At 70.6% G+C, this 26157-nt stretch carries 26 protein-coding genes; 22 read left to right on the top strand and 4 right to left on the bottom strand.

Annotated features, from left to right (window positions below):
- From K7G60_RS05410 to K7G60_RS05395, 4 genes are all read left to right on the top strand, one after another.
- On the top strand, nucleotides 1-934 hold a 934-nt coding region (locus K7G60_RS05410), incomplete at its 5' end, for a vitamin B12 dependent-methionine synthase activation domain-containing protein (RefSeq protein WP_308080184.1).
- A 138-nt stretch (nucleotides 935-1072) separates the two neighbouring features.
- Nucleotides 1073-1771, top strand: a complete 699-nt coding sequence (locus tag K7G60_RS05405; RefSeq protein WP_225799626.1) for an HAD family phosphatase — start codon at nucleotides 1073-1075, stop codon at nucleotides 1769-1771.
- Nucleotides 1772-2216: 445 nt separating this feature from the next.
- Nucleotides 2217-3806, top strand: coding sequence for an ABC transporter substrate-binding protein (locus tag K7G60_RS05400; protein ID WP_225799625.1), 1590 nt, complete (start codon nucleotides 2217-2219; stop codon nucleotides 3804-3806).
- Nucleotides 3807-3873: 67 nt separating this feature from the next.
- Nucleotides 3874-5457: an ABC transporter substrate-binding protein gene (locus K7G60_RS05395; RefSeq protein ID WP_225799624.1), complete on the top strand. Its 1584-nt coding sequence runs from the start codon at nucleotides 3874-3876 to the stop codon at nucleotides 5455-5457.
- A 71-nt stretch (nucleotides 5458-5528) separates the two neighbouring features.
- On the opposite strand, the gene K7G60_RS05390 is transcribed toward K7G60_RS05395, so the two are convergent.
- Together K7G60_RS05390 and K7G60_RS05385 are read right to left on the bottom strand one after the other, a co-directional pair.
- Nucleotides 5529-6206 carry a response regulator transcription factor gene (locus K7G60_RS05390; RefSeq protein ID WP_225799623.1) on the bottom strand — a complete coding sequence of 226 codons (678 nt, stop codon included), beginning with the start codon at nucleotides 6204-6206 and terminating at the stop codon, nucleotides 5529-5531.
- Nucleotides 6207-6230: 24 nt separating this feature from the next.
- A complete protein-coding gene (locus K7G60_RS05385; protein ID WP_225799622.1) occupies nucleotides 6231-7133 on the bottom strand; it encodes a PD-(D/E)XK nuclease family protein in 903 nt (300 codons plus the stop codon).
- A gap of 179 nt (nucleotides 7134-7312) precedes the next feature.
- On the opposite strand from K7G60_RS05385, the gene K7G60_RS05380 reads away from it, so the two are divergent.
- From K7G60_RS05380 to K7G60_RS05370, 3 genes are all read left to right on the top strand, one after another.
- Complete coding sequence (locus K7G60_RS05380) at nucleotides 7313-8446, top strand: site-2 protease family protein (RefSeq protein ID WP_225799632.1); 1134 nt, start codon at nucleotides 7313-7315, stop codon at nucleotides 8444-8446.
- Nucleotides 8447-8464: 18 nt separating this feature from the next.
- Entirely contained in the window at nucleotides 8465-9352 is an 888-nt protein-coding gene (locus K7G60_RS05375; RefSeq protein WP_015032448.1) for a tRNA (adenine-N1)-methyltransferase, read from the top strand.
- 199 nt (nucleotides 9353-9551) lie between these two features.
- Entirely contained in the window at nucleotides 9552-10130 is a 579-nt protein-coding gene (locus K7G60_RS05370; RefSeq protein ID WP_225799621.1) for a hypothetical protein, read from the top strand.
- Nucleotides 10131-10134: 4 nt separating this feature from the next.
- On the opposite strand, the gene K7G60_RS05365 is transcribed toward K7G60_RS05370, so the two are convergent.
- Complete coding sequence (locus K7G60_RS05365) at nucleotides 10135-10446, bottom strand: ferredoxin (protein WP_225799620.1); 312 nt, start codon at nucleotides 10444-10446, stop codon at nucleotides 10135-10137.
- Nucleotides 10447-10686: 240 nt separating this feature from the next.
- On the opposite strand from K7G60_RS05365, the gene arc reads away from it, so the two are divergent.
- The 5 genes from arc to prcA all read left to right on the top strand — a co-directional run bounded on the left by arc (nucleotide 10687) and on the right by prcA (nucleotide 16325).
- Nucleotides 10687-12453 (top strand): proteasome ATPase, encoded by a 1767-nt coding sequence (gene arc, locus K7G60_RS05360; protein ID WP_123450594.1) that lies wholly within the window; start codon nucleotides 10687-10689, stop codon nucleotides 12451-12453.
- A gap of 182 nt (nucleotides 12454-12635) precedes the next feature.
- On the top strand, nucleotides 12636-14147 hold the full coding sequence (gene dop, locus K7G60_RS05355) for a depupylase/deamidase Dop (RefSeq protein WP_225799619.1): 1512 nt from the start codon (nucleotides 12636-12638) through the stop codon (nucleotides 14145-14147).
- Between the two features lie 160 nt (nucleotides 14148-14307).
- Nucleotides 14308-14520 carry a ubiquitin-like protein Pup gene (locus K7G60_RS05350; RefSeq protein ID WP_015032443.1) on the top strand — a complete coding sequence of 71 codons (213 nt, stop codon included), beginning with the start codon at nucleotides 14308-14310 and terminating at the stop codon, nucleotides 14518-14520.
- 160 nt (nucleotides 14521-14680) lie between these two features.
- On the top strand, nucleotides 14681-15520 hold the full coding sequence (gene prcB, locus K7G60_RS05345; RefSeq protein WP_225799618.1) for a proteasome subunit beta: 840 nt from the start codon (nucleotides 14681-14683) through the stop codon (nucleotides 15518-15520).
- 52 nt (nucleotides 15521-15572) lie between these two features.
- The gene (prcA, locus tag K7G60_RS05340; RefSeq protein WP_225799617.1) at nucleotides 15573-16325 is read left to right on the top strand and encodes a proteasome subunit alpha; all 753 of its coding nucleotides are present in this window, start codon (nucleotides 15573-15575) and stop codon (nucleotides 16323-16325) included.
- A gap of 64 nt (nucleotides 16326-16389) precedes the next feature.
- Here prcA and K7G60_RS05335 read toward each other — a convergent pair whose 3' ends face one another.
- Nucleotides 16390-17409 (bottom strand): LacI family DNA-binding transcriptional regulator, encoded by a 1020-nt coding sequence (locus tag K7G60_RS05335; protein WP_225799616.1) that lies wholly within the window; start codon nucleotides 17407-17409, stop codon nucleotides 16390-16392.
- Between the two features lie 124 nt (nucleotides 17410-17533).
- Between K7G60_RS05335 and K7G60_RS05330 the strand changes: the two genes are divergently transcribed.
- The 10 genes from K7G60_RS05330 to tatC all read left to right on the top strand — a co-directional run bounded on the left by K7G60_RS05330 (nucleotide 17534) and on the right by tatC (nucleotide 25957).
- On the top strand, nucleotides 17534-18814 hold the full coding sequence (locus K7G60_RS05330) for an MFS transporter (RefSeq protein WP_225799615.1): 1281 nt from the start codon (nucleotides 17534-17536) through the stop codon (nucleotides 18812-18814).
- Nucleotides 18815-18883: 69 nt separating this feature from the next.
- Nucleotides 18884-20245, top strand: coding sequence for a Pup--protein ligase (pafA, locus tag K7G60_RS05325; protein WP_225799614.1), 1362 nt, complete (start codon nucleotides 18884-18886; stop codon nucleotides 20243-20245).
- 116 nt (nucleotides 20246-20361) lie between these two features.
- Nucleotides 20362-21300, top strand: coding sequence for an FKBP-type peptidyl-prolyl cis-trans isomerase (locus tag K7G60_RS05320; RefSeq protein WP_225799613.1), 939 nt, complete (start codon nucleotides 20362-20364; stop codon nucleotides 21298-21300).
- A gap of 58 nt (nucleotides 21301-21358) precedes the next feature.
- Nucleotides 21359-21733: an FKBP-type peptidyl-prolyl cis-trans isomerase gene (locus K7G60_RS05315; RefSeq protein WP_225799612.1), complete on the top strand. Its 375-nt coding sequence runs from the start codon at nucleotides 21359-21361 to the stop codon at nucleotides 21731-21733.
- A 134-nt stretch (nucleotides 21734-21867) separates the two neighbouring features.
- Nucleotides 21868-22824, top strand: a complete 957-nt coding sequence (locus tag K7G60_RS05310; protein WP_225799611.1) for a YafY family protein — start codon at nucleotides 21868-21870, stop codon at nucleotides 22822-22824.
- A gap of 16 nt (nucleotides 22825-22840) precedes the next feature.
- Nucleotides 22841-23794, top strand: a complete 954-nt coding sequence (locus K7G60_RS05305; RefSeq protein ID WP_123450573.1) for a YafY family protein — start codon at nucleotides 22841-22843, stop codon at nucleotides 23792-23794.
- Between the two features lie 192 nt (nucleotides 23795-23986).
- On the top strand, nucleotides 23987-24250 hold the full coding sequence (locus tag K7G60_RS05300; RefSeq protein WP_123450571.1) for a hypothetical protein: 264 nt from the start codon (nucleotides 23987-23989) through the stop codon (nucleotides 24248-24250).
- Between the two features lie 35 nt (nucleotides 24251-24285).
- The gene (locus K7G60_RS05295; protein ID WP_225799610.1) at nucleotides 24286-24483 is read left to right on the top strand and encodes a hypothetical protein; all 198 of its coding nucleotides are present in this window, start codon (nucleotides 24286-24288) and stop codon (nucleotides 24481-24483) included.
- Nucleotides 24484-24667: 184 nt separating this feature from the next.
- Nucleotides 24668-24949 carry a Sec-independent protein translocase subunit TatA gene (gene tatA, locus K7G60_RS05290; RefSeq protein WP_225799609.1) on the top strand — a complete coding sequence of 94 codons (282 nt, stop codon included), beginning with the start codon at nucleotides 24668-24670 and terminating at the stop codon, nucleotides 24947-24949.
- Between the two features lie 105 nt (nucleotides 24950-25054).
- On the top strand, nucleotides 25055-25957 hold the full coding sequence (tatC, locus tag K7G60_RS05285) for a twin-arginine translocase subunit TatC (protein WP_225799631.1): 903 nt from the start codon (nucleotides 25055-25057) through the stop codon (nucleotides 25955-25957).
- Nucleotides 25958-26157 lie beyond the last annotated feature (200 nt).

Genomic DNA, 26157 nt, shown 5'->3' with positions numbered 1-26157 from the left:
CGGCGTCAAGCGCGGCGTCCCGGGAGCCGTGCTCCCCGAGCTGAAGCAGCGCCGGGTGGCCAAGGGCGCCGGCACCGCCGCCCTCCAGGTCGAGGAGCCGGAGCCCGGCGGCCGTTCCGACGTGGCCACCGACAACCCGGTGCCGGCCCCGCCGTTCTGGGGCACCCGCGTCGTCAAGGGCATCCCGCTGAAGGACTACGCGTCCTGGCTGGACGAGGGCGCCCTCTTCAAGGGCCAGTGGGGACTGAAGCAGAACCGGGCCGGCGACGGACCGGCGTACGAGGAGCTCGTCGAGACCGAGGGCCGGCCCCGGCTGCGCGGCTGGCTGGAGCGCCTGCACACCGAGAACCTCCTGGAGGCGGCCGTCGTGCACGGCTACTTCCCCTGCGTCTCCAAGGGCGACGACCTGATCATCCTGGACGAGGCGGGCAACGAGCGGACCCGGTTCTCCTTCCCGCGCCAGCGCCGGGGCCGCCGGCTGTGCCTGGCGGACTTCTTCCGCCCGGAGGAGTCCGGCGAGACCGACGTCGTCGGCCTCCAGGTCGTCACCGTCGGCTCGAAGATCGGCGAGGCCACGGCCAAGCTCTTCGAGTCCGACTCCTACCGCGACTACCTGGAGCTGCACGGCCTGTCCGTCCAGCTCGCCGAGGCCCTCGCCGAGTACTGGCACGCCCGCGTCCGCGCCGAGCTCGGCTTCGGCGGGGAGGACCCCGACAGCGTCGAGGACATGTTCGACCTCAAGTACCGCGGTGCGCGCTTCTCGCTGGGCTACGGCGCCTGCCCCGACCTGGAGGACCGCGCGAAGATCGCGGAACTGCTGCGGCCGGAACGGATCGGCGTCCACCTCTCCGAGGAGTTCCAGCTCCACCCCGAGCAGTCCACCGACGCCATCGTCATCCACCACCCGGAGGCGAAGTACTTCAACGCTCGGTGACCGCGCGGTGACGGCGCGACACAAATCCGCGCTTTCGCGGTGATCGCGACGTACACTTGTCGGTCCAGTGCAGGCCGGTCTTCCTCCCCGTACCGGGGAGGGGGCCGGCCTTCTCGTCCCTCCATGGAGGTGTGCCGGATGACCAGTACGGTCCCCGCGTCCCTGTTCCGCACGAACGGCAGCTCCGCCCTGCAGGCGGTCTTCCTCGACATGGACGGGACCCTCGTCGACACGGAGGGGTTCTGGTGGGACGCGGAGGTCGAGGTCTTCGCCGACCTCGGGCACCGGCTGGACGAGGCCTGGCGGGACGTCGTGGTCGGCGGCCCGATGACCCGCAGCGCGGGCTACCTCATCGAGTCCACCGGCGCCGACATCACCCTCGAAGAGCTGACCGTCCTGCTCAACGAGAAGTTCGAACAGCGCATCGAGCGGGGCGTCCCCCTCATGCCGGGGGCGGAGCGGCTGCTCGCCGAGCTGGCGCGGTACTCCATCCCGACCGCCCTGGTCTCCGCCTCGCACCGGAGGATCATCGACCGGGTCCTCGCCTCGCTCGGCCGCGACCGCTTCACGCTGACCGTCGCCGGCGACGAGGTCGTCCGCACCAAGCCGCACCCCGAGCCGTACCTGACGGCCGCGCAGGGCGTCGGTGCCGACCCCGGGCTCTGCGCCGTCATCGAGGACACCGCGACCGGTGTGGCGGCCGCCGAGGCGGCGGGCTGCCGGGTCGTCGCGGTGCCCTCCGTCGCCCCGATCTCCCCCTCCCCGGGCCGGGTCGTCGTGCGCTCCCTCGAAGAGGTCGACGTGCCGTTCCTGCGGACCTTGATCACGGGAATTTGAGCTTCGGCTGAGGGAAAACCACCGGGCTAAAGCAAGCGGGCCATTCACCGAAAAGCGTCTACGTGACCTTGGTCACCCAGAGTGCCGGACGGGGGGTGGCCCGTTCCCGTTCCGCGTCCCAAAAGCGGACGTTTCAGCGCCCCCTGTGTCCTGATTGGGTAACCGTCGTCCGCAACGTCCGGCGCATGGTTATCGAGATGGGTGCATTCATGATCACTCTGCGATTACGCCCCTGCGCGGCCCCGGTCAAGCGATACCGGCGCCGCCCATTAATCTTTCGCGAGTACTTCGCCGCATAACCGCGTGTACCGGCGCATACCCAAGTCGCCGTGAACACAGGACCGATCGCAACACCCGGCCCGATCGCTCCCGCCCCGACCGGGCGGCAGGCGGCGGAGTTCCACTGACCGCTGTACCCCAGTGCCGGATGAGGAGATCGTCCCTGATGAACCGCAAGACCCTGGTGCTGCCGGCCGTGGCCGGACTGCTCGCCCCTCTGCTCGCCGCCTGCGGCGGAGCGGAGGAGGGCAGAGCGATCGTGGTGGGCACCACGGACCAGTTCATCGTCACCGAGGACGCCCCCGCCCCGTTCGACCCGGCCTACGCCTACGACACCGGCGCCTGGAACATCCTCCGCCAGACCGTCCAGACCCTGCTGCACGTGCCCCGCGGCGGCGGCGAGCCCGTCCCCGAGGCCGCCCAGACCTGCGGCTTCTCCGACAAGGCCAGCGAGAGCTACCGCTGCACGCTCCGCCCCGGCCTCACCTTCGCCGACGGCACCCCCATCACGGCCGAGGACGTCAAGTTCTCCATCGAGCGCGTCCTGAAGATCAAGTCGGACAACGGCACGGCCGCCCTCCTCTCGAACATCGACACCATCGAGACCCAGGGCACCGACGGCGTCGTCTTCCACCTCAAGACCCCCGACGCCACCTTCCCGTACAAGCTCTCCACGCCCGTCGCCGGCATCCTCAGCAAGGACAAGTACGCCGCCGACAAGCTCCGCGACGGCTTCGACATCGACGGCTCGGGCCCGTACACCATGAAGGTCGAGCGCGAGGGCGACAAGGCCACCCGCTTCGTCTTCACCAGGAACCCCGCGTACAAGGGCGACGTCACCCTGCGCAACGACAAGGTGGAGCTGCGCCCCTACGCCGACGCCGACGCCATGGGCGCGGCCCTGGAGCGCGACGACATCGACATGATGGCCCGCTCCCTGTCGCAGAAGCAGATCAAGGACCTCACCGAGACGCCCAAGGAGAACATCCGCGTCACCGAGGTCCCCGGGCTCGAGATCCGCTACCTCGGCTTCAACACCGAGGCCCCCTCCGTCCAGGAGAAGGCCGTCCGCCAGGCCATGGCCGCCGTCGTCGACCGGGGCGCCCTCGTCAACCTCGTCTACGGCCCCACCGCCGAGCCGCTCTACTCGCTGATCCCCTCCAGCATCACCGGCCACGCCACCCCCTTCTTCGACGAGTACGGCGAGCCCGACCCCGCCCGCGCCGCCAAGCTCCTCAAGGAGGCGGGCGTCAAGACGCCGGTCAAGGTGACCCTCAACTACACCACCGACCACTACGGCGCCGAGACCGCCAAGGAGTTCGAGGCCCTCAAGAACCAGCTCGTCGCCAGCGAGCTCTTCGACGCCGAGGTCCAGGGCGCCGAGTGGTCCACCTTCCGCACGGCCCAGAAGCGCGGCGACTACGCCGTCTACGGCCTCGGCTGGTTCCCGGACTACCCGGACCCGGACAACTACATCGCGCCGTTCCTCGACAGCGACAACTTCCTCAACACCCCCTACGTGAACAAGACCGTCCGCGAGAAGCTCATCCCGCGCTCGCGTCGCCAGGCCGACCGCAACGCCGCCAGCCCCGTCTACGCGCAGATCCAGAAGATCGTCGCCAAGGACGTCCCCGTCCTGCCCCTGTGGCAGGGCAAGCAGTACGTCGCCGCCCGCGACGACCTCAACGGAGTCGAGTACGCGCTCAACACCTCCTCCGACCTGCTGCTGTGGGAACTGGGCCGCGGCACCGCCTGACCCCTTCGTTGTCCCGGCCGCGCGCCCCTGCGCGGCCGGCCTGACAAGAGATCAAGAGGCAAGTTCTGTGAAGGCACGAAACAAGTGGCTGACGGCCCCCCTCGCCGCCGGCCTGTCCGCCGCCCTCCTCGGCGGCTGCGGCACCGAGCAGGGAAGCGGCTCCGGCGGCTCCGGGGGCGGAATACGCGTCGGCATGTCCGACGAGATCCTCGCCACCGACCCGGCGGCCGGCTACGACCCCGGCTCCTGGCTGCTGTTCAACAACGTCTTCCAGTCCCTCCTCGCCTTCCCGAAGGGCGGCTCCGAGCCGGAGCCCGAGGCCGCCGACAAGTGCGCCTTCTCCGGGGGCAGCAAGGTCTACACCTGCACCCTGCGCGACGGCCTCACCTTCTCCAACGGCAACAAGCTCACCTCGGAGGACGTCAAGTTCTCCTTCGAGCGGGCCCTCAAGATCGCCGACCCCTCCGGTCCGGCGCCGCTGCTCGCCACCATCGACACCATCGAGACCCCCGACGAGCGGACCGTCGTCTTCCGTCTCAAGGTCCCGGACGCCACCTTCCCCAGCAAGATCGCATCCGGTGCCGGCTCCATCGTCGACCACCGCGACTACCCCGCCGACGCCCTCCGCACCGACGGCAAGGCCACCGGCTCCGGCCCCTACAAGCTGGACTCCCTCAGCGACACCGAGGCCGTCTTCTCCGCCAACCCCGGCTACAAGGGCAACGCCAAGCCCAAGAACGGCGCGGTCACCCTCAAGCTCTACCGCGGCGACCGCGCGGCCCTCTCCAAGGCCTTCACCGACGGCGACATAGACGTGGCCTACCGAGGCCTCTCCGCCGACGACATCGCCGCCCTCGAGAACTCCGCCACCACGGCCGACAAGGGCATCGAGGTCATCCCCGGCAGCAGCGCCGAGGTCCAGCACCTCGTCTTCAACATGAAGGACCCGGTCGTCGGCAAGCTCGCCGTCCGCAAGGCCATCGCCCACCTCGTCGACCGCGAGGCCCTCGTCGAGCACGTCTACCAGTCGACGGCCACGCCGCTCTACTCGATCGTCCCGGCCGGCATCGCCGGACACAACACCGCCTTCTTCGACACCTACGGCACCCCCGACGAGGCCAAGGCGAAGAAGGCCCTCCGCTCCGCCGGCATCACCGAGAAGGTGAAGCTCACCCTCTGGTCCACCCCCAGCCGCTACGGCCCGGCCACCGACCAGGAGCTCAAGGCCATCGCCGAACAGCTCAACGCGAGCGGCCTGTTCGACGCCGACGTGAAGTCCGTCGCCTACGACCAGTACGAGAAGGACATCGCCGCCGGAAAGTACGGCGTCTACGTCAAGGGCTGGGTCCCCGACTACCCCGACGCCGACAACTTCACCAGCCCCTTCTTCGGCGAGGGCAACGTCCTCGGCAACCACTACGAGAACGACACCATCACCGGCACCCTCCTCCCGGAGACCGCCGCCATCGCCGACCGCGCCGCCACCGCCGACGAGTTCGGCCGCCTCCAGGACCTCGTCGCCGAGGAGCTCCCGGTGCTGCCCCTGTGGCAGGGCAAGCAGTACGCCGTCGCCCGCGAGGACGTCACCGGCCTCGAATGGACCCTCGACGCCTCGACCGTCTTCCGCTTCTGGGAGATCCACAAGGGCTGACACCCCCTCCACGCACGGGGGCCCGGTGCGCACCACGCGCACCGGGCCCCCGTGGGTTCTGTCGCCCGCGCCTACTGGCCCCCGGCCCCGGGCCGCACCAGACCGCTCTCGTACGCGTACACCGCGGCCTGGACCCGGTCCCGCAGCCCCAGCTTCGTCAGCACATGGCCCACGTGCGTCTTCACCGTCGTCTCGCTGACGAACAGGTCCGCCGCGATCTCCGCGTTCGACAGGCCGCGCGCCACCAGCTTCAGCACCTCCACCTCGCGGTCGGTCAGGGTGCTCAGCGTGTCCGGAACCTGCTCCTCGCCCGTCGGAAGATGCGCCGAGTACTTGTCGAGCAGCCGGCGCGTGATCGACGGAGCCAGCATCGCCTCGCCCGCCGCCACCACGCGGATCGCCTGCACCAGCTCGTTCGCCGGAGCGTCCTTCAGGAGGAAGCCGCTCGCCCCCGCCCGCAGCGCCTCCACCACGTACTCGTCCAGATCGAAGGTCGTCAGGACCAGCACCTTCGCCGGACCGTCCCGCCCCGGGCCCGTGATGCGCCGGGTCGCCTCCACCCCGTCCATCCGCGGCATCCGGATGTCCATCAGGACCACGTCCGGCTGCAGCGCGCGCACCTGGTCCTGCGCCTGCAGACCGTCCCCGGCCTCGCCCACCACCGCGATGTCCTGCTCCGCCTCCAGGATCATCCGGAAGCCGGTCCGCAGCAGCGGCTGATCGTCGACCAACAGGACGCGGATCGTCACAAGGGCTCCTTCACGGGGCTGTGCTCAGGAAGACGGCTGGGCCGGGTCCATTCTGCCCTGCCCCGATTCACCCGACTCCGGCGGGCGCGCGGAAACGATCTTCAGGGGATAGTCCGGAGGAGTCCCCCCGAACTCCGGACAGACCGCCTGATGGTCACACCAACCGCACAGCTTCGTCGGCCGCGGCCGCCAGTCGCCCGACTCCGTGGCCAGCCGGATCGCGTCCCACAGCGCCAGCAGCTTCCGCTCCACCCGCAGCAGGTCCGCCTCCACCGGGTCGTACGTCAGCACCTCCCCGCTGCCCAGGTACACCAGCTGCAGCCGCCGCGGGATCACCTGCTTCAGCCGCCACACCACCAGGGCGTAGAAGGTCATCTGGAACAGCGCGCCGTCCCGGTACTCGGGCCGCGGCGCCTTCCCCGTCTTGTAGTCGACGATCCGCACCTCGCCCGAGGGCGCCACGTCGACCCGGTCGATCACCCCGCGCAGCCGCAGCCCCGAATCCAGCTCCGTCTCCACGAACAGCTCGCGCTCGGCCGGCTCCAGACGCGTCGGGTCCTCCAGCGTGAACCACCGCTCGACCAGTCTCTCCGCCTCGTCCAGCCAGCCCGCGAGACGCTCCCCGTCCGGATCCTCCGCGAACAGCCCGGCCAGCTCCGGCTTCGACTCGAGCAGCCGCTCCCACTGACCCGGCACCATCGACTTCGCCCGCGACGCCGTCCGCTCCGCCGCCGGATCGTCGAAGAGCCGCTCGAGCACCGCGTGCACCAGCGTGCCCCGCGTCGCCGCCGCACTCGGCTTCTCCGGCAGCCGGTCGATCACCCGGAACCGGTACAGCAGGGGACACTGCATGAAATCGCTCGCCCGCGAGGGCGACAACGACATGGGTGCCCGGGGCTCCGCCGGCACCTGCTCGCTCGTACTCATGACAAGACCCTACGACCCGCCGCCGACAGCGGGCGGAATACCATCGACCTGGGACCCCGTCGCACTGCATGATCGAACCGTGACGCACCGACGCGGGTCACACCACGCGACGAAAGGAACCCGTGAACCAGGACGAGCCCAAGCCGCAGCGGACCGAGGAACCCGGCGGCGGGATCCTCATGGGACGGCCCTTCGGCGTGCCCGTCTACGTCGCCCCCAGCTGGTTCGTCGTCGCCGCCCTCATCACCTGGGTCTTCGGCGACCAGATCGACCGCGTCCTGCCCGAGCTCGGCGCGGCCCGTTACCTCGTCTCCCTCTTCTTCGCCGTCGCCTTCTACGCCTCCGTGCTCGTCCACGAGCTCGCCCACACCATCGCCGCGCTCCGCTTCAAGCTCCCGGTGCGCCGCATCCAGCTCCAGTTCTTCGGCGGCGTCTCCGAGATCGAGAAGGAGACCGAGACCCCCGGCCGCGAATTCGTCCTCGCCTTCGTCGGCCCCCTGCTCTCCCTCGTCCTCGCCGGCGTCTTCTACCTCTCGCTGTACGCCGTCGAGCCCGGCACCGTCCCCGGCGTCCTCCTCGGCGGCCTGATGATCTCCAACCTGATCGTCGCCGCCTTCAACCTGCTCCCCGGTCTCCCCCTGGACGGCGGCCGCATGCTCCGCGCCGTCGTCTGGAAGATCACCGGCAAGCCCATGAGCGGCACCGTCGCCGCCGCCTGGGTCGGCCGCGCCCTCGCCGTCCTCGTCCTCGTCGGCCTGCCCCTGCTCACCCGCACCGGTCTCCTCGGCAACTCCACCGACGACATCAGCGGCTTCACCACCGTCACCGACGCCCTGCTCGCCGCGATCCTCGCCGCCATCATCTGGACCGGCGCCGGCAACAGCCTCCGCATGGCCCGCCTCCGCGAGCACCTCCCCGAACTCCGCGCCCGCGCCCTGACCCGCCGCGCCATCCCCGTCGAGCCCACCACGCCCCTCTCCGAGGCCCTTCGCCGCGCCAACGAGGCCGGCGCCCGCGCCCTCGTCGTCGTCGACGGCACCGGCGAACCCACCGCCATCGTCCGCGAGGCCGCCATCGCCGCCGTGCCCCAGCACCGCCGCCCCTGGGTCGCCGTCAGCACTCTCGCCCAGGACCTCACCGACGGCATGCGGGTCCCCGCCGAACTCACCGGGCAGCCCCTCCTCGACCACCTCCGCGCCAGCCCCGCCACCGAGTACCTCGTCGTGGAGGACACCGGCGAGATCTACGGGGTCCTCGCCACCACCGACGTCGAGCGGGCCTTCGTCAAGGCCATGGCACGACCCTCCGCGTAACCCCGGTACTCTGGTCACATGTCCGAACCGACCGGTGCCGCCCGCCGACGCGGGCCCTTCAAGGTCGGGGACCAGGTTCAGCTGACCGACCCCAAGGGCCGTCACTACACGTTCACGCTCGAAGAGGGAAAGAACTTCCACACCCACAAGGGTTCTTTCCCGCACGACGAACTGATCGGCGCCCCCGAGGGCAGCGTTGTCCGTACCACCGGAAACGTCGCCTACCTCGCGCTGCGCCCCCTGCTCCCCGACTACGTCCTGTCCATGCCCCGCGGCGCAGCCGTGGTCTACCCCAAGGACGCGGGGCAGATCCTGGCCTTCGCCGACATCTTCCCCGGCGCCCGCGTCGTGGAAGCCGGAGTGGGCTCGGGATCGCTGAGCAGCTTCCTCCTGCGCGCCATCGGAGACAGCGGCATGCTGCACTCCTACGAGCGCCGCGAGGACTTCGCCGAGATCGCCAAGGGCAACGTCGAGCGCTACTTCGGCGGCCCCCACCCCGCGTGGCAGCTGACCGTCGGCGACCTCCAGGACAACCTGTCCGACACCGACGTCGACCGCGTCATCCTGGACATGCTCGCTCCCTGGGAGTGCCTGGAGGCCGTCTCCAAGGCCCTCGTCCCCGGCGGCATCCTCTGCTGCTACGTGGCGACCACCACCCAGCTGGCCCGCACCGTGGAGTCCATCCGCGAGTTCGGCTGCTACGCCGAGCCGCAGCCCTGGGAGTCCATGATCCGCAACTGGCACGTCGAGGGCCTCGCCGTCCGCCCCGATCACCGCATGATCGGCCACACCGGCTTCCTCGTCACCGCCCGCCGCCTCGCGGACGGGGTCGAGCCCCCGATGCGCCGCCGCCGCCCCGCCAAGGGCGCCTACGGCGAGGACTACGAGGGCCCCAACAAGGGCTGACGTTCCGACATCCAGACCGCGCCGCCGCCAAGTTCCCCGCCCACGCGGGAGAACTCGGCGGCGGCGTCCTCATGTTCGCCATGTTCGCCGCCGGCGAGGACCGGCCGCGATCGACGGCCACCCCAGCTGTTCCGTCCCCCTGTGACGTGTGGCACGATGCCGGGAACCCCGCCGCACCACCCCACAGGAGACGTCGCGCGTGCAGCCCTCCGCCGCCCCGGACCTCGCGGACCTCGCCCACACCCACGCCCGGCCGACCCACTGGCTGGCCACCGCCACCGCGACCGCCGCGGTCGTCGCCCTCGCCGGACTGCTCCAGCCCGGCCCCGCCGGAGCCGGCACCGCCCCGGCCGCCGCTCCGCGTCCGGCACCCGCCCCCGACGCCGCCGGAGCCTCTTACCCCCTGGAGTGCGGCGGAGGCCCCCACACGGTCGCGAAGCGGGTCTCCGGAGACCTCGACGGCGACGGGAACCCCGAGACCGTCGCGGTCGTGCACTGCGAAGCCGGTTCCGGCACCCCGCCGAGCGGCGTCTACGTCCTCACCCGCGGCAAGGAGAAGGGCACCCCCGCGCGCGTGGTGGCCACGCTCGTCGCCCCCGAGCAGCACCAGAACGTCACCGAGCTCGCCGTACGCGACGGAGCCGTGCGCGCCACCCTGCTCGGCTACTCGTCCCCCGACGTGCCCAGCTGCTGCCCCGACGAGAAGGAGCAGGTCAGCTGGCGCTGGCAGGGCGGCGCCTTCGTACGCGGCGGCCAGGCCGACGCGCTCGGCGTCTGAGCCGTCACTCGGCGTCGGGGCCGTACACCTCGACCTTGTCCGAGACCCGGCGCACATGGATGCAGTCGCCCGGGCACTCCTTCGCGGAGTCCACCACGTCCTGGAGCAGCGGCAGCGGCACCGGCGTGGTGGCCCCCGCGTCCTGGAGCAGCTCGTCGTCGGAGCTCTTCACATAGGCGAGCCCGTCGATGTCCAGCTCGAAGACCTCGGGGGCGTACTGCGCGCAGATCCCGTCCCCCGTGCACAGGTCCTGGTCGATCCAGACCTCCAGCGCCTCCTCAGCGCCCGTCTCCGGGGCCTCGTGCTGCACGGTCATATCTCCTGCCGTTTCTGCTTCGCGCGATAAGTCGGGCCACCCCTGACGGGTGTTGACCGATGACGACGATACAACCGCCCGCTTTCAGACCGCGAAGGGTGGGTATTCCCCTGGCGAGAGGGGAAGCGCAAGGGTGAAGATCGGACACACCCCGGAGTCTTTTTGATCTAGGGGTTTCAATCACCACCCACGCAGGTAGGGTCAGGAAGCGTCCAGCTCCCCTTGGAGGAGGTGAGGACCGTGGCAGCCCACGACGACGACATCAACCGCGGCATCCGGCCGGGGCGGGGGTCTGAAGACCCCGCCGGTCAGGTTGCCTATCTCGAGCAGGAAATCGCCGTCCTGCGCCGCAAGCTCGCCGACTCTCCGCGTCACACGAGGATTCTCGAGGAGCGGATCGTCGAGCTGCAGAGCAACCTGGCCGGCGTGTCCGCGCAGAACGAACGACTCGCGAACACGCTCCGTGAGGCCCGCGACCAGATCGTGGCCCTCAAGGAGGAGGTCGACCGGCTCGCACAGCCGCCGGCCGGCTTCGGTGTCTTCCTGCAGGCCAATGAGGACGGCACGTGCGACATCTTCACCGGGGGCCGCAAGCTCCGGGTGAACGTCAGCCCGAGCATCGAGCTCGAAGAGCTCAAGCGCGGCCAGGAAGTCATGCTCAACGAAGCGCTCAACGTGGTCGAGGCCATGGAGTTCGAGCGCGCCGGGGACATCGTCACCCTCAAGGAGATCCTCGAGGACGGCGAGCGCGCCCTGGTGGTGGGGCACACCGACGAGGAGAGGGTGGTGAGGCTCGCCGAGCCTCTGCTGGACGTCACCATCCGCGCCGGCGACGCCCTGCTGCTCGACCCCAGGTCCGGCTACGTCTACGAGGTGGTCCCCAAGAGCGAGGTCGAAGAGCTCGTTCTGGAAGAGGTCCCGGACGTCGACTACGACAAGATCGGCGGTCTGGGCAACCAGATCGAGCTGATCCGCGACGCGGTCGAGCTCCCGTACCTCTACCCGGACCTCTTCAAGGAGCACGAACTGCGGCCGCCCAAGGGCATCCTGCTCTACGGCCCGCCCGGCTGCGGCAAGACGCTGATCGCGAAGGCCGTGGCCAACTCGCTGGCCAAGAAGGTCGCCGAGGTGACCGGCCAGCCCGCGGGGAAGTCCTACTTCCTCAACATCAAGGGCCCCGAGCTCCTCAACAAGTACGTCGGAGAGACCGAGCGGCACATCCGCCTCGTCTTCCAGCGTGCCCGGGAGAAGGCGAGCGAGGGCACCCCCGTCATCGTCTTCTTCGACGAGATGGAATCCCTCTTCCGCACCCGCGGCTCCGGTGTCAGCTCGGACGTGGAGAACACCATCGTCCCGCAGCTGCTCGCCGAGATCGACGGCGTGGAGGGCCTGGAGAACGTCATCGTCATCGGCGCCTCCAACCGCGAGGACATGATCGACCCCGCGATCCTGCGGCCCGGCCGGCTCGACGTCAAGATCAAGATCGAGCGTCCGGACGCGGAGGCCGCGAAGGACATCTTCGCGAAGTACCTCACGGCCAACCTGCCGCTCCACGCGGACGACATCTCCGAGCACAGCGGCTCGAAGGCCGCCGCCGCCCACGGAATGATCCAGTCCGTCGTCGAGCAGATGTACGCGGAATCCGAGGAGAACCGCTTCCTCGAAGTCACGTACGCCAATGGCGACAAGGAAGTCCTGTACTTCAAGGACTTCAACTCCGGCGCGATGATCCAGAACATCGTCGACCGGGCCAAGAAGATGGCCATCAAGGCCTTCCTCGACCACAACCAGAAGGGCATCCGGGTCTCCCACCTCCTCCAGGCGTGCGTGGACGAGTTCAAGGAGAACGAGGACCTGCCCAACACGACCAACCCCGACGACTGGGCCCGGATCTCCGGAAAGAAGGGCGAGCGGATCGTGTTCATCCGCACACTCGTCACCGGAAAGCAGGGCGCGGACACCGGACGCTCCATCGACACGGTGGCCAATACCGGCCAGTACCTGTAGAACGCCCACCGGCTGCGGATGTCCGGAAACCGGGCATCCGCAGCCGACGCATTCCATCCGGTATTTCTCCCGACGACACAGGGAAATACCGCAACCGATCTCCCCACCAGCGCGGAGCCGTTCTAGGCTCATCGGTACCGCCGAGTCGCGCACCGTGAGCGCCGCCGGGCAAGGAGGGCCGCATGACCGTACGGCGAGTAATGGGCATCGAGACGGAGTACGGGATCTCCGTCCCGGGACACCCGAACGCCAATGCCATGCTCACCTCGTCCCAGATCGTCAACGCCTACGCGGCGGCGATGCACCGGGCGCGCCGCGCCCGCTGGGACTTCGAGGAGGAGAACCCGCTGCGGGACGCCCGCGGCTTCGACCTCGCCCGCGAGGCCGCCGACTCCAGCCAGCTCACCGACGAGGACATCGGCCTGGCCAACGTGATCCTCACCAACGGGGCCCGCCTCTACGTGGACCACGCCCACCCCGAGTACAGCGCGCCCGAGGTCACCAACCCGCGCGACGCCGTCCTCTGGGACAAGGCCGGCGAGCGGATCATGGCCGAGGCGGCCGAGCGCGCCGCCCAGCTCCCCGGCGCCCAGCCCATCCACCTCTACAAGAACAACACCGACAACAAGGGCGCGTCCTACGGCACGCACGAGAACTACCTGATGAAGCGGGAGACCCCCTTCTCGGACATCGTGCGCCACCTCACCCCCTTCTTCGTCTCCCGCCAGGTCATCACCGGCGCGGGACGGGTCGGCATCGGCCAGGACGGGCGGGAGAACGGCTTCCAGCTCAGCCAGCGCGCCGACTACTTCGAGGTGGAGGTGGGCCTGGAGACCACCCTCAAGCGGCCCATCATCAACACCCGGGACGAGCCGCACGCCGACGCCGAGAAGTACCGCCGCCTGCACGTGATCATCGGCGACGCGAACCTCTCGGAGATCTCCACCTACCTCAAGCTCGGCACCACCTCCCTGGTCCTCTCGATGATCGAGGACGGCTTCATCACGGTAGACCTCGCCGTCGACCAGCCGGTCCGCACCCTGCACCACGTCTCGCACGACCCGTCGCTCCAGTACCTGGTCACGCTCCGCAGCGGCCGGACACTGACCGCGGTCCAGCTCCAGATGGAGTACTTCGAGCTGGCCAGGAAGTACGTGGAGGAGCGGTACGGCTCCGACGCGGACGAGCAGACCATGGACGTCCTCGCGCGCTGGGAGGACACCCTGGGGCGCCTGGAGACCGATCCGATGAGCCTCGCCGGCGAGCTGGACTGGGTCGCCAAGCGGGAGGTCATGGAGGGCTACCGGCGCCGTGACGGCCTGGACTGGGACGCGGCCCGGCTGCACCTGGTGGACCTCCAGTACGCGGACGTACGCCCCGACAAGGGCCTCTACAACCGTCTGGTGGCCCGCGGGCGCATGAAGCGGCTGCTCGACGAGGGCGAGGTGGAGCGGGCCGAGACGGCGCCTCCGGAGGACACCAGGGCCTATTTCCGGGGCCGCTGCCTGGAGCAGTACGCCGACGACGTCGCCGCGGCCTCCTGGGACTCGGTGATCTTCGATCTGCCGGGCCGGGACTCCCTCCAGCGCGTCCCGACCCTGGAGCCGCTGCGCGGCACCAAGGCCCACGTGAAGTCACTGCTGGACCGCTGCCGGACCGCGGAGGAACTCGTCCGCGTGCTGTCCGGCGGCTGAACCGGGGGCCCGGTACGGGCCTGAAATGCCCCGGCACTGGGAATCATGGAATCAGTGCCCGGGCGTTGTGGAAACTGCAGGGCCGAAATCAGACCCGACCTATAGGGTCTGATCTTGTACGGACTCAACCGAGCGGGCCGATTCGAGCGGGGTGAGGGATATGGCGACCAAGGACACCGGCGGCGGACAGCAGAAGGCGACGCGATCCACGGAGGAGGTCGAGGAGACCACCACCGAGGCGAGCTCCGACCTCAAGGAACGCCAGGAGAAGCTGAGCGACGACGTGGACTCCGTCCTGGACGAGATCGACGACGTCCTGGAGGAGAACGCGGAGGACTTCGTGCGTTCCTTCGTGCAGAAGGGCGGCGAGTAGCCGCCCCACGCGCCTGTCGTCCTCCGTCCCCGGAGCCCCGGTGAAAGCCGCGGGTCCGGGGACGGATGACAAGCGGTGGCACGGGTAAGGTCCGTGCACAGCATCCAAGATCAGCCGGCGCTTCCCACGGCCGGCCGACTGTCCCACCGGAAGGAATCGCGTGGAAGCCAACCCTCGAAGCACCGGGCGTCTGCCGGCGGCCTTCCTGACGCCGGGCTCGTCCTCGTTCATGGACTTCCTGGCCGATCACTCGCCGGAGCTGCTCCCGGGGAACCGGAAGCTGCCCGAGGGGATCGTCGAGGCGCCGCACGGCACCACCATCGTGGCCGCGACGTTCCCGGGGGGCGTCGTGCTCGCCGGTGACCGCCGGGCCACCATGGGGAACATGATCGCGCAGCGGGACATCGAGAAGGTGTTCCCGGCCGACGAGTACTCGGCCGTCGGCATCGCCGGCACCGCCGGCCTCGCCGTGGAGATGGTCAAGCTGTTCCAGCTGGAGCTGGAGCACTTCGAGAAGGTGGAGGGCGCGACGCTCTCCCTGGAGGGCAAGGCGAACCGTCTCTCCACCATGATCCGGGGGAACCTGGGCATGGCCATGCAGGGGCTCGCCGTCGTGCCGCTCTTCGCGGGCTGGGACGAGGGCAAGGAGAAGGGCCGGATCTTCTCGTACGACGTGACCGGCGGCCGCTCCGAGGAGCACGGCTTCGCCGCCACGGGCTCCGGCTCGATCTTCGCGCGCGGTTCGATGAAGAAGCTGTACCGCGCCGACCTGACCGAGGAACAGGCCACCACGCTGGTGGTGCAGGCGCTGTACGACGCGGCGGACGACGACTCGGCGACCGGCGGTCCCGACATGGCCCGCCGGATCTTCCCGATCGTCACCGTCATCACCGACGAGGGCTTCCGCAGGCTCAGCGAGGCGGAGTCCTCCGAGCTGGCCCGGTCGATCACCGAGCGGCGTCTGGAGCAGCCCGACGGGCCGCGCGCCGCCCTGCTCTGACCGTTCCTCGCCCGTAGAAGCCCTTCAGACCGGAAGAAAGGGACGGTAGCCGGTGTCCACGCCGTTCTATGTCTCACCCCAGCAGGCCATGGCCGACCGGGCCGAGTACGCCCGCAAGGGCATCGCCCGCGGCCGCAGCCTGGTCGTCCTCCAGTACACCGACGGCATCGTCTTCGTCGGTGAGAACCCGTCCCGTGCCCTGCACAAGTTCAGCGAGATCTACGACCGGATCGGCTTCGCGGCCGCCGGCAAGTACAACGAGTACGAGAACCTCCGCATCGGCGGTGTGCGCTACGCCGACCTGCGGGGCTACACCTACGACCGGGACGACGTCACCGCGCGGGGCCTGGCCAACGTCTACGCCCAGACCCTGGGCACGATCTTCTCCAGCGCGGGGGAGAAGCCGTACGAGGTGGAGCTGGTCGTCGCCGAGGTCGGCTCGGAGCCGGAGGGCGACCAGATCTACCGGCTGCCGCACGACGGCTCGATCGTGGACGAGCACGGCTCGGTCGCGGTCGGCGGGAACGCGGAACAGATCAGCTCCTTCCTGGACCAGCGGCACCGGGACGGCATGACGCTGGCCGAGGCGCTGAAGCTGGCCGTGCAGGCCCTGTCGCGGGACACCAACGGCACCGAGCGGGAGATCCCCGCGGAGCGCCTGGAGGTGGCGGTGCTCGACCGCACGCGTCCGCAGCAGCGCAAGTTCAAGCGGATCGTCGGCCGTCAGCTGTCGCGCCTCCTGGAGGCGGACAACGCGGCGGCGGCGAGGACGGACGAGCCCTCGGACGAGGCGCCCGAGGAGTAGTCGGCTCCGCCCGGAGGAGGGGCCCCGGTCCGTGCGGACCGGGGCCCCTCCGGCGTTTTCGGGCTCAGAGGGCCGGTGCGGGGCCGGTGGAGCCGCGCCGGACGAGGACCACGGGCAAGGTGACCGGGGGCGCCGGTTCGCCCGCGAGGACGGCGAGGAGCGCCTCCATGCCCCGCCGGCCGAACTCCTCGGCGGGCAGCCGGACCGTGGTGAGCTCGGGCTCCAGCACGGTCGCCAGGGCCATGTCGTCGAAGCCGGTGACCGAGAGGTCCTCGGGGACCCGCAGGCCGAGCCGGCGCGCGGCCTTGCAGACGCCGGCCGCGAGGATGTCGTCGTCACAGATCACCGCCGTGGGCCGGGCGCCGGGAGCGGCGAGGGCCGTACCGGCGGCCTCCCGGGCGTCCGCGGTGTTCAGCGGCGATCGCACGGTGCGCACGTCCGCGCCGCGCAGGGCGTGGGAGAGCGCCTCGGCCCGCACGTCGAAGGTCCAGGACGGGGCCGCGGACGCGAGGTGGAGGAAGCGGCGGTGGCCGAGGGCGAGCAGGTGGTCGGTCACCCGGCGCATGCCGTCGGCGACGTCGAGGTTCACATGGGCGGCGGCGCCCGAGCCGGCCGGGTCGCTGTCGAGCATGACGAGCGGGAGGTCGGTGCCCCGGAACGCCTCCAGCGCGTCGGTCGCCATCGAGGAGGCGATGACGCCGTCGAGGGCGGACTGCGCCGAGGCGAAGGGGTCGCGGGCGGGTCCCAGGCCGTCGGGGGAGGGGTAGAGCACGACGCCGAAACCGTGCTCCGCGGCGGCTGCGGCCGCGCCCGTGTAGACGTGGGCGAAGAACTCGTTGGTGAGGGCCGGCACGACCAGCAGGGCCGTGCGGGTGCGCCCGAGCCGGAGGTTGCGGGCGGCCAGGTTGGGACGGTAGCCGAGCCCGGCCGCGGCCTCCCGCACGGCCCCGGCGGTGCGCTCGGAGACCCGTCCGCGCCACTTGTCGCCGAGGACCAGGGAGACGGTGGCCTGGGAGACCCCCGCGACCCGCGCCACGTCCCGGCTGGTGGGGCGGGGGCCGCCGATCGGTTCCGGGGTCTGCACACAAGCCTCCGCGTCGGACGGTTCCGGAGCGCGGGGTGGACCCGCGTCACGCCGACATGGTACGTATGACGCAGGACGTTATACGTAAAACCTCGGCAGGATCCCGAGGTGACGGGAGAGTGACATGGCCACCGAGGCCCCCGCGCACGGCGGCTATCTCGACATACTCCGGGCGCCGCACGCCGCCCGGCTCCTCGCCGGAACCCTCGTCGGGCGCCTGCCCAACGGAACCGGCCCCATCGCCATGACCCTGTTCGTCCGGGACCAGGGCGGCAGCTACACCCTGGCGGGCGGACTGATCGCGGCGTACGGCGTCTCCAACGCCGTCGGACAGCCGCTCCTCGGCCGCGCCGTCGACCTCAAGGGCCAGCCCCGCGTCCAGCTGCCCGCCGCCGTCCTCTCGGCGCTCGGCATGGCCCTGTTCGCCCTCACCGGCATCGGCCACCTCGCCCTCGCCTACGCCGCCGTCGTGGTCGCCGGGCTCTTCACCCCGCCCCTCGAAGGCGGCCTGCGCGCCCTCTGGCCGAGCGTCCTCGGCCGCGAGGACCGGGTCCACCGGGCGTACGCCCTGGACGCCGTCGCCCAGGAGGTCATGTTCACCGTGGGCCCGCTCCTGGTGACGCTCCTGGTCGCCCTGCGGTCGCCCGCCGCGGCCCTCCTCGTCATCAACGTCCTGGGCGTTCTCGGCGCCCTCGCCGTCGTCCTCTCCGAACCCTCCCGCGCCTGGCGCTCCGCCCCCCGCGAGGCCCACTGGCTGGGCGCCCTGCGCTCGCCCGGGCTCCTCGCCCTCCTCGGCTCGTTCTTCTTCGTCGGCCTCGCCCTCGGCTCCATCACGGTCGCCGCCGTGGCCTACGCCGACGACCGGGGCACGCCGTCCGTGTACGGCTGGCTGATGGCCGCCCTGGGCCTCGGCGCGCTGACCGGCGGCGTCCTCTACGGCGCCCGGCGGTGGTCCGGCGCGCCCGAGCGGCGGCTGCGGGTCCTCGTGGCCCTCCTCGCGGTCTGCTACCTGCCGCTCGTGCTCACCCCGGGTCCCGTCGCCATGACCGGTCTCTCGGTGCTCTCCGGGGTCTTCCTCGCCCCCGTCCTCGCCTGCGCCTTCATCGTGGTCGACCGGCACGCCCCGAGCGGCACCGTCACCGAGGCCTTCTCCTGGCTCGTCACCACCTTCGGCGTCGGCGCGGCCCTGGGCTCCGCCGTCGCGGGACCGGCGGTCGAACTGGCCGGAACGGCGGCAGGGTTCGCCGTGGCCGGCGCGGGCGGCCTCGTCGCGCTGCTCGTCCTGCTGGCCACCGGCCGTGTCCTGGCCGCCCCCGACACGCCCGGCGGCGCCGGTGCCGGCGCGCGACACGCCGACGGAGGGGCGGTCCCCACCGCCGTACACCCCGAAAAGAACACGCACTGATCGGAAAATGATCGAAACGGGGACGTCCAACCCGGTTTCAGCGCACGCCGTCAGGCGTAATGTTCAGACATGGACCGCCGCATTTTCGGGCTGGAGAACGAGTACGGCGTCACGTGCACGTTCAGGGGACAGCGCCGACTGTCTCCTGACGAAGTGGCGCGCTACCTCTTCCGCCGTGTCGTGTCATGGGGCCGCAGCAGCAATGTCTTCCTGCGGAACGGCGCCCGCCTGTACCTGGACGTGGGTTCGCATCCGGAATACGCCACACCGGAATGCGACAACGTGACCGAACTGGTCACCCACGACAAGGCGGGCGAGCGCATTCTCGAAGGCCTGCTCGTCGACGCCGAACGCCGCCTGCACGAGGAGGGAATCGCGGGCGACGTCTACCTCTTCAAGAACAACACCGACTCGGCCGGAAACTCCTACGGCTGCCACGAGAACTATCTCGTCGCCCGGCACGGAGAGTTCTCCCGGCTCGCGGACATCCTCATTCCCTTCCTCGTGACGCGGCAGCTCATCTGCGGCGCGGGAAAGGTCCTCCAGACCCCGCGCGGCGCGGTCTACTGCGTCTCCCAGCGCGCCGAGCACATCTGGGAGGGCGTCAGTTCCGCCACCACCCGCTCGCGCCCCATCATCAACACCCGGGACGAGCCGCACGCCGACGCCGAGCGCTACCGCCGGCTGCACGTCATCGTGGGCGACTCCAACATGTCCGAGACGACCATGCTGCTCAAGGTCGGCGCCACCGACCTGGTGCTCCGCATGATCGAGGCGGGCACGGTGATGCGCGACCTGACCCTGGAGAACCCCATCCGGGCCATCCGCGAGGTCAGCCACGACATCACCGGCCAGCGCAAGGTCCGCCTCGCCAGCGGCCGCGAGGCCTCCGCCCTGGAGGTCCAGCGCGAGTACTACGAGAAGGCCGTGGACTTCGTCGACCGCCGGGGCATCCGCACCGGCACGGTCGCCCAGGTCCTGGAGCTGTGGGGCCGTACGCTCGACGCGATCGAGAGCGAGCAGCTCGACCGGATCGAGACCGAGATCGACTGGGTCATGAAGTACAAGCTCATCGAGCGGTACCGGGCCAAGCACAACATGACCATGTCGAACCCGAGGGTCGCGCAGATAGACCTCGCCTACCACGACATCCACCGTCGTCGCGGGCTGTACTACCTGCTGCAGAAGAACGGGCAGGCGGCCCGCATCTGCAACGACCTGAAGATCTTCGAGGGCAAGTCGGTGCCCCCGCAGACCACTCGGGCCCGGCTGCGCGGCGACTTCATCCGCCGCGCGCAGGAGCAGCGGCGGGACTTCACCGTCGACTGGGTCCACCTCAAGCTCAACGACCAGGCACAGCGCACGGTGTTGTGCAAGGACCCGTTCCGCTCCGTCGACGACCGGGTGGAAAAGCTGATCGCCGGAATGTAGGCAGGTCGTATGACCGGTCGGGCCCCGCACGTTCGGCGTGCGGGGCCCTCGACGTGACAGGAGGAACGCCTAGAGTGTCGGCACCACTACTGTGCCGTCTGAGATCTGAGGAACACGTGCGCCGACTTGCCGGCCTTCTCGTCGTCCCGCTGCTGCTGCTCTCCACAGCGGCCTGCGGCAGCGACGACAAGGGCTCCGATTCCGCCTCGATGAAGAACGGACTGCCCGCCATCACCGCGGGTGAGAAGTTCGGGGAGAAGCCGACCCTCGCCAAGGGCGAGGGCGACCCGCCCAAGGAACTGAAGGTCAACGTCATCAGCGAGGGCAAGGGCGCGGTGACGAAGAAGGGCGACGCGCTCCAGGTGAACTACCTGGGCCAGGCCTGGGACTCCGACAAGCCCTTCGACAACAGTTTCGACCGCGGTCAGCCCTTCGACCTCACGCTGGGCGCCGGCCAGGTCATCAAGGGCTGGGACCAGGGCCTGGAGGGCCAGAAGGTCGGCAGCCGCATCGAGATCGGCATCCCGCCGGAGCTCGGTTACGGCGCGCAGGGCCAGGGCGACATCAAGCCCAACGCCACCCTCGTCTTCGTCGTGGACATCCTGAAGGCCGTGACGATCCCGAAGTCCGCCACGGGCACCGAGGTCGCCCAGGACAACAAGGACCTGCCGAAGGTCGGTACGAACACCGACGGCAAGCAGCCCTCGCTGACCGTCCCGAAGACCGACCCGCCGACCAAGCTCGTCTCGAACTACGTGCTCGAGTCCAAGGGCGAGGCCGTCAAGGCCACCGACACGGTCGTCGTGAACTACGTCGCCGCCCTGTGGAAGGACGGCAAGGTCTTCGACTCGACCTACACCACCGGCAAGCCCGCGAACTTCCCGCTCGCGAACCTGACGCTGAAGGGCCTCAAGGACGGTCTCGTCGGCAAGAAGATCGGCAGCCGCGTCCTGATCGTCGCCCCGCCGTCGGAGGCGTTCGGCAACGAGGAGAAGCAGGGCATCCCGAAGAACTCCACGCTGGTCTTCGCCGTGGACATCCTGACGAAGATGTAAGACTGTCCCGTTCGCGCGGATCGTCTTCGCGCAGTTCATCGGTTTGAGGAGCAGTTCAGTGAGCATCGAGAAGCCCGAGATCGACTTCCCGGGTGGCGAGCCGCCGAAGGACCTGGAGATCAAGGACATCTGGGAGGGTGACGGCGAGGTCGCCAAGGCCGGCCACTTCGCGAAGGTCCACTACGTGGGTGTGGCCTTCTCCACCGGCGAGGAGTTCGACGCCTCCTGGAACCGCGGCACCCCGCTCGAGTTCAAGCTCGGCGCCGGCCAGGTCATCCAGGGCTGGGACACGGGCATCCAGGGCATGAAGGTCGGCGGCCGCCGCCAGCTGACCATCCCCGCCCACCTCGCCTACGGCGACCGCGGCGCCGGCAGCGCGATCGCCCCGGGCGAGACGCTGATCTTCGTCTGCGACCTCGTGGCCGTGAAGTAGCGCCGACCCGCTTCAGGTCGTCCAGGGGCCCCCGCCGTCCGCGGCGGGGGCCCTCGGCTTTTGTCCCGACACCCCGGGGCGGTACGGTCGGACGTCCGAGAAGTGGAACCGGCGGAAGAGGGTGCAGGGCGTCGATGGCGATTGCCAAGTCCGAGCGGTTGATGAATCTCGCGCTGTGTCTGCTCGGGACGCGCCGCCCGCTGAGCAAGCGGGAGCTCCGCGGCTCCATCGAGGCCTACCTCGAAGCGAGCGGCGACGAGGCCTTCAACCGCATGTTCGAGCGGGACAAGGACGACCTCCGTGAGCTCGGCCTGGTCATCGAGACCGTCGAGAACCTGGAGGGCGAGACCGGCTACCTCGCCCGCCGCGACTCCAACCGGCTGCCGCCGATCACCCTGGACGCCGAGGAGGCCGCCGCGCTCGGTCTCGCCGCCAAGGTGTGGCAGCAGGCCCGCCTCGCCGGAGCCGCCAGCGGCGCCCTCCAGAAGCTCCGCGCCGCCGGCATGCCCGAGGCCGAGGACTCGTACGAGACCCAGCCCAGCGCCCTGGAGCCGCGCATCCCGGTCCACGAGGCCGCCTTCGAGCCGCTCATGCTGGCCTGCCGCGACCGCCGGCCCGTCGTCTTCGACTACCGCAAGGCCAACGCCGCCCGTCCCGAGACCCGCCACGTCGAGCCCTGGACCCTGGAGTGCTGGCGCGGCCACTGGTACCTGGCCGGCTGGGACCGCGACCGCGGCGCCGAGCGCGTCTTCCGGCTGTCCCGCATCACCGGCAAGGTCCGCTCCCGCGCCGGCGCCTTCACCGCGCCCGTCCCCGACGTCGTGACCGTCCGGGAGACCGTCGAGAGCTGGGCCGGCGAGACCGCCACCCGCTCCGCCCGGATCCGGCTCCGGGCCGGCTGCGGCTACCCGCTGCGGGCCCGCGCCCAGGCCGTGACCGAGGGCGACGACGGCTGGGACGAGCTGGAGATCCCGTACGGGCACGGGCTCGACGCCTGGCTCGTCGAGTTCGGCCCCGACGTCGTCGTACTGGAGCCCGCCGATCTGCGGGCCGATGTGGTGGAGCGGCTGCGCGCCGTGGCCAAGGGCTGAGGGGAAGACGTACCGCATGGCTGCCAACGCGATCGACCAGACGAGGCGGATGCTCTCCCTCGTCACCTACCTCCGCGAGCGCCCCGGCGCCCACGTCGCCGACGTGGCGCGCGCCTTCGGGATCACCGAGGACGAGCTGATCTCCGACCTGGACGTGCTGCCCATGTGCGGCACCAGCTTCCGGGGCGGCGACCTCCTGGACATCGACACCGACGGCGACCGGATCTGGTGGCACAACCCCGACGACGTCGCGGCGCCGCTGCGGCTCGCCGCCGACGAGGCCACCGCGCTGCTCGTCGCCGCCCGGGCCGTCGCCACCCTGCCGGGGCTCCGCGAGGGGGACCGGGACGCCCTCCTGCGCGCCACCGCCAAGCTGGAGGCGGCGGCCGGCGAGGCCGCCGGGGCCAGCGCCCGGCTCTCGGTGACCTTCGAGTCCGAGGGCGGGGTCTTCGCCGAGGTCGACCGGGCCATCTCGGAGCGCAGGCGGCTGTGGGTGCGCTACTACTCGCCCGCGCGCGACGAGCTCACCGAGCGCGAGGTCGACCCGATCCGGCTCTTCGCCGTCGGCCACACCTACATGGAGGCGTGGTGCCGGCTCTCCGAGGCGCGCCGCACCTTCCGGCTCGACCGGGTCGTGGAGATCCGGATCCTCGACGAGCACGCGGCGCCGCCGGAGCTGGAGCTGCGCGACCTCTCCGAGGGCCTGGTGCACCCGTCCGCCGACGACCCGGAGGTCGTGGTCGAGGTGGGTCCCGGTGGGCGCTGGGTCGCCGAGTACTACCCCCACGACCGGGCCGAGGAGCTGCCGGACGGCGGGCTGCGGATCACGCTGCGGACGCCGGACCCGGCCTCGCTGCGCAGGCTGGCACTGCGGCTCGGCAGCGACGGGCGGATCGTCGCACCGGCGGAGCTGGCCGACAGCGCGAGGACGGCGGCGGCCGCCGCGCTCGCCGCGTACGAAGGCGTGTGAGCCCGCTGCGTACGGGGAGAGTGCGGGCCCGCCGCGTACGGGAAGGGTGGGGGCCCGCCGCGTACGGGGAGGGTGCGAGGCCGCCGTGGGAGAGGGCGTGCGAGCTCGCCGGCCGCGGGGGCGCCCGCGAGGGCGTGTGACGTTCCCCGTCCCCAGGACGCTGATACTGACGTGATGCCAGAGTCGAGAGAGATGAGGGAGATGTCCGTGATGCACGGTTTTGCGGCGTCCATGGCCCCGGTCCTCTTCAAGGCCGCCTGCCCCGACTGCCGCTCGCGCTTCGAACTCTCCGCGAGCGCCCTGCGCCTCGCCATCGGTGCGAGCCGCCGCACCACCTTCTACTCCTTCACCTGCCCCGAGTGCGGCAGCTCCGTCCGCAAGCCCGCGGGCGAGCGCATCGTCGAGCTCCTCACCGGCGGCGGCGTCCGCACCCTGCGCCTCCACACCACCGTCTGAACGACCCGCGCCCGCCCAAGGTCTAGGCTCAGCACATGTTCTGGCCCATGCTCGCCATCGCCCTCGGCTTCCTCGGCATCGCCGTCCTCGGCGTCCTCGCCGTCAAGGTGTTCCTGGAGGTCCAGCGCCTCGGCCGTCAAGTGGCCCACACCACACAGCGGATCCAGCAGGCCGCCGAAGAGCTCGAGACGGCCGCCGTCGGCCTCGCCCGAACCGGCGAGACACTCCGCTGAGCCGGTGCCGTACGCTGCGTGATGCGGCGCCGGTCGGAGCCGGTGCGACGCAATCGGGAGTACGCATGGGCATTGCCCCGCGTTTACTCCTGCGGGTTACGATCGCAGGCAGCGCGGTGGCCGGACGCATGTCCGACCGGCCGGGCACGCACTCCATGTCGCCTCGGTGAAGAAGGTAAAAGCTATGGGTAGGCTCGGCCCCACCGAGATCATCCTCATTCTCGTCGTCATCATTCTCCTGTTCGGCGCCAAGAAGCTCCCCGACATGGCGCGCTCGCTGGGCAAGTCGGCCCGCATCCTCAAGAGCGAGGCCAAGGCGATGAAGTCGGACGACCAGCAGAGCGCCCCCGCCGACCCGCCGCACGCCGGCACGCAGGAGCCCGCCCCGCGCACCATCCAGGCCGCTCCCGGTGACGTGACCAGCGCGCGTCCCGTGACCGAGCCCTCGGACACCACCAAGCGCTGACCCGGTCCGCCGCGGCCGCCGCACCGGGCGGCGGCCTGCCGCACGAGATGAGGACGTGGGTTGCCCAAGTCTGCCCGCAAGCAGGAGAAGGATCCCGAGGGCCGGATGCCCCTCGTGGAGCACCTGCGCGAACTCCGCAACCGACTGGCGAAGGGACTCATCGCCATCACGGCGGTGACGATCGTCGCCCTCGTGTACAGCGAGGAGCTGCTGCAGTTCCTGTCGAGGTCGGTGCCCAAATGCCCAGAGGGCGTCACCAGTGACGGCGGCAACTGCGCGGTCGTCACCTTCAACACGCTGATCGCCCCCTTCAGCACGACGATCCAGGTGTCCCTGACGGCGGGCCTCGTCCTCGCCAGCCCCGTCTGGCTCTACCAGCTGTGGGCCTTCGTCGCGCCCGGGCTGCACAAGAACGAGAAGAAGTACACGTACGCCTTCGTCGGCGCGGCCGTGCCGCTCTTCGGCGCCGGCGCCTACCTGGCGTACCTCATCCTCCCCGTCAGCGTGAAGGTCCTCATCAGCCTCACGCCCAGCGGCTCCGCGAACCTCCTGGCGCTGAACGACGTCCTCGACTTCACCCTGCGCATGGTGCTCGTCTTCGGCCTGGCCTTCGAGCTCCCGCTCGTCCTGGTGATGCTCAACCTGACCGGAGTCCTCACGGGCCGCCGCATGGCCGGCTGGTGGCGCGGCGTGATCATGGGCGTCTTCGTCTTCGGCGCCGTGATCACCCCGACCACCGACCCCGTCGGCATGCTCGCCCTCGCCGGGCCCATCACCGTCCTGTACTTCGGGGCCGTCGGCTTCTCCCTCCTCAACGACCGGCGGCGGCGGCGCACCGACCCGGACGCCGAGCTCGACGACGACGAGGCCTCCTCGCTCGACCTCACCCCCGAGGCCGTCGGGGCCGTCGAGCCCGTGAGCGCGGCCCGCGCCCTGCCCGAGCAGGCCACCGGGGAGCACGGCGGCGCGGGCGTGCACCGGCTCAACGGCTACGACGACATCACCTGATCCCTCGGGGTCCCCCCGAGTCCGTCCGGGGGACCCCGAGGACGGGCCACCTGGCCCTTTTCGCCGCTCCCACCGCAGGCCGCGGCCACGGCGCCCGGCCGCCCGGCCCGCCGCGCAGGTCCTCGGGGAGGCCGGACCCCCCCGTCCGCACCGTCATCGGAGCCGCTCCGGCACCCCGGAGCCGAGCCCTCCGCATCCCC

Source organism: Streptomyces sp. NK15101 (genome assembly GCF_020400725.1).
In the GTDB taxonomy this organism is placed as follows: domain Bacteria; phylum Actinomycetota; class Actinomycetes; order Streptomycetales; family Streptomycetaceae; genus Streptomyces.
This window is presented reverse-complemented; position numbering and strand designations above follow the sequence as displayed.

Coding starts and splice junctions, on each gene's coding strand:
- K7G60_RS05375 (WP_015032448.1), top strand. CDS start 8,465: ATGTCCGAACCGACCGGTGCCGCCCGCCGACGCGGGCCCTTCAAGGTC.
- tatA (WP_225799609.1), top strand. CDS start 24,668: ATGGGTAGGCTCGGCCCCACCGAGATCATCCTCATTCTCGTCGTCATC.
- dop (WP_225799619.1), top strand. CDS start 12,636: ATGACCGTACGGCGAGTAATGGGCATCGAGACGGAGTACGGGATCTCC.
- K7G60_RS05400 (WP_225799625.1), top strand. CDS start 2,217: ATGAACCGCAAGACCCTGGTGCTGCCGGCCGTGGCCGGACTGCTCGCC.
- K7G60_RS05385 (WP_225799622.1), bottom strand. CDS start 7,133: ATGAGTACGAGCGAGCAGGTGCCGGCGGAGCCCCGGGCACCCATGTCG.
- K7G60_RS05405 (WP_225799626.1), top strand. CDS start 1,073: ATGACCAGTACGGTCCCCGCGTCCCTGTTCCGCACGAACGGCAGCTCC.
- K7G60_RS05380 (WP_225799632.1), top strand. CDS start 7,313: ATGGGACGGCCCTTCGGCGTGCCCGTCTACGTCGCCCCCAGCTGGTTC.
- K7G60_RS05350 (WP_015032443.1), top strand. CDS start 14,308: ATGGCGACCAAGGACACCGGCGGCGGACAGCAGAAGGCGACGCGATCC.
- K7G60_RS05330 (WP_225799615.1), top strand. CDS start 17,534: ATGGCCACCGAGGCCCCCGCGCACGGCGGCTATCTCGACATACTCCGG.
- K7G60_RS05295 (WP_225799610.1), top strand. CDS start 24,286: ATGTTCTGGCCCATGCTCGCCATCGCCCTCGGCTTCCTCGGCATCGCC.
- K7G60_RS05305 (WP_123450573.1), top strand. CDS start 22,841: ATGGCTGCCAACGCGATCGACCAGACGAGGCGGATGCTCTCCCTCGTC.
- K7G60_RS05365 (WP_225799620.1), bottom strand. CDS start 10,446: ATGACCGTGCAGCACGAGGCCCCGGAGACGGGCGCTGAGGAGGCGCTG.
- K7G60_RS05310 (WP_225799611.1), top strand. CDS start 21,868: ATGGCGATTGCCAAGTCCGAGCGGTTGATGAATCTCGCGCTGTGTCTG.
- pafA (WP_225799614.1), top strand. CDS start 18,884: ATGGACCGCCGCATTTTCGGGCTGGAGAACGAGTACGGCGTCACGTGC.
- tatC (WP_225799631.1), top strand. CDS start 25,055: ATGCCCCTCGTGGAGCACCTGCGCGAACTCCGCAACCGACTGGCGAAG.
- K7G60_RS05300 (WP_123450571.1), top strand. CDS start 23,987: ATGAGGGAGATGTCCGTGATGCACGGTTTTGCGGCGTCCATGGCCCCG.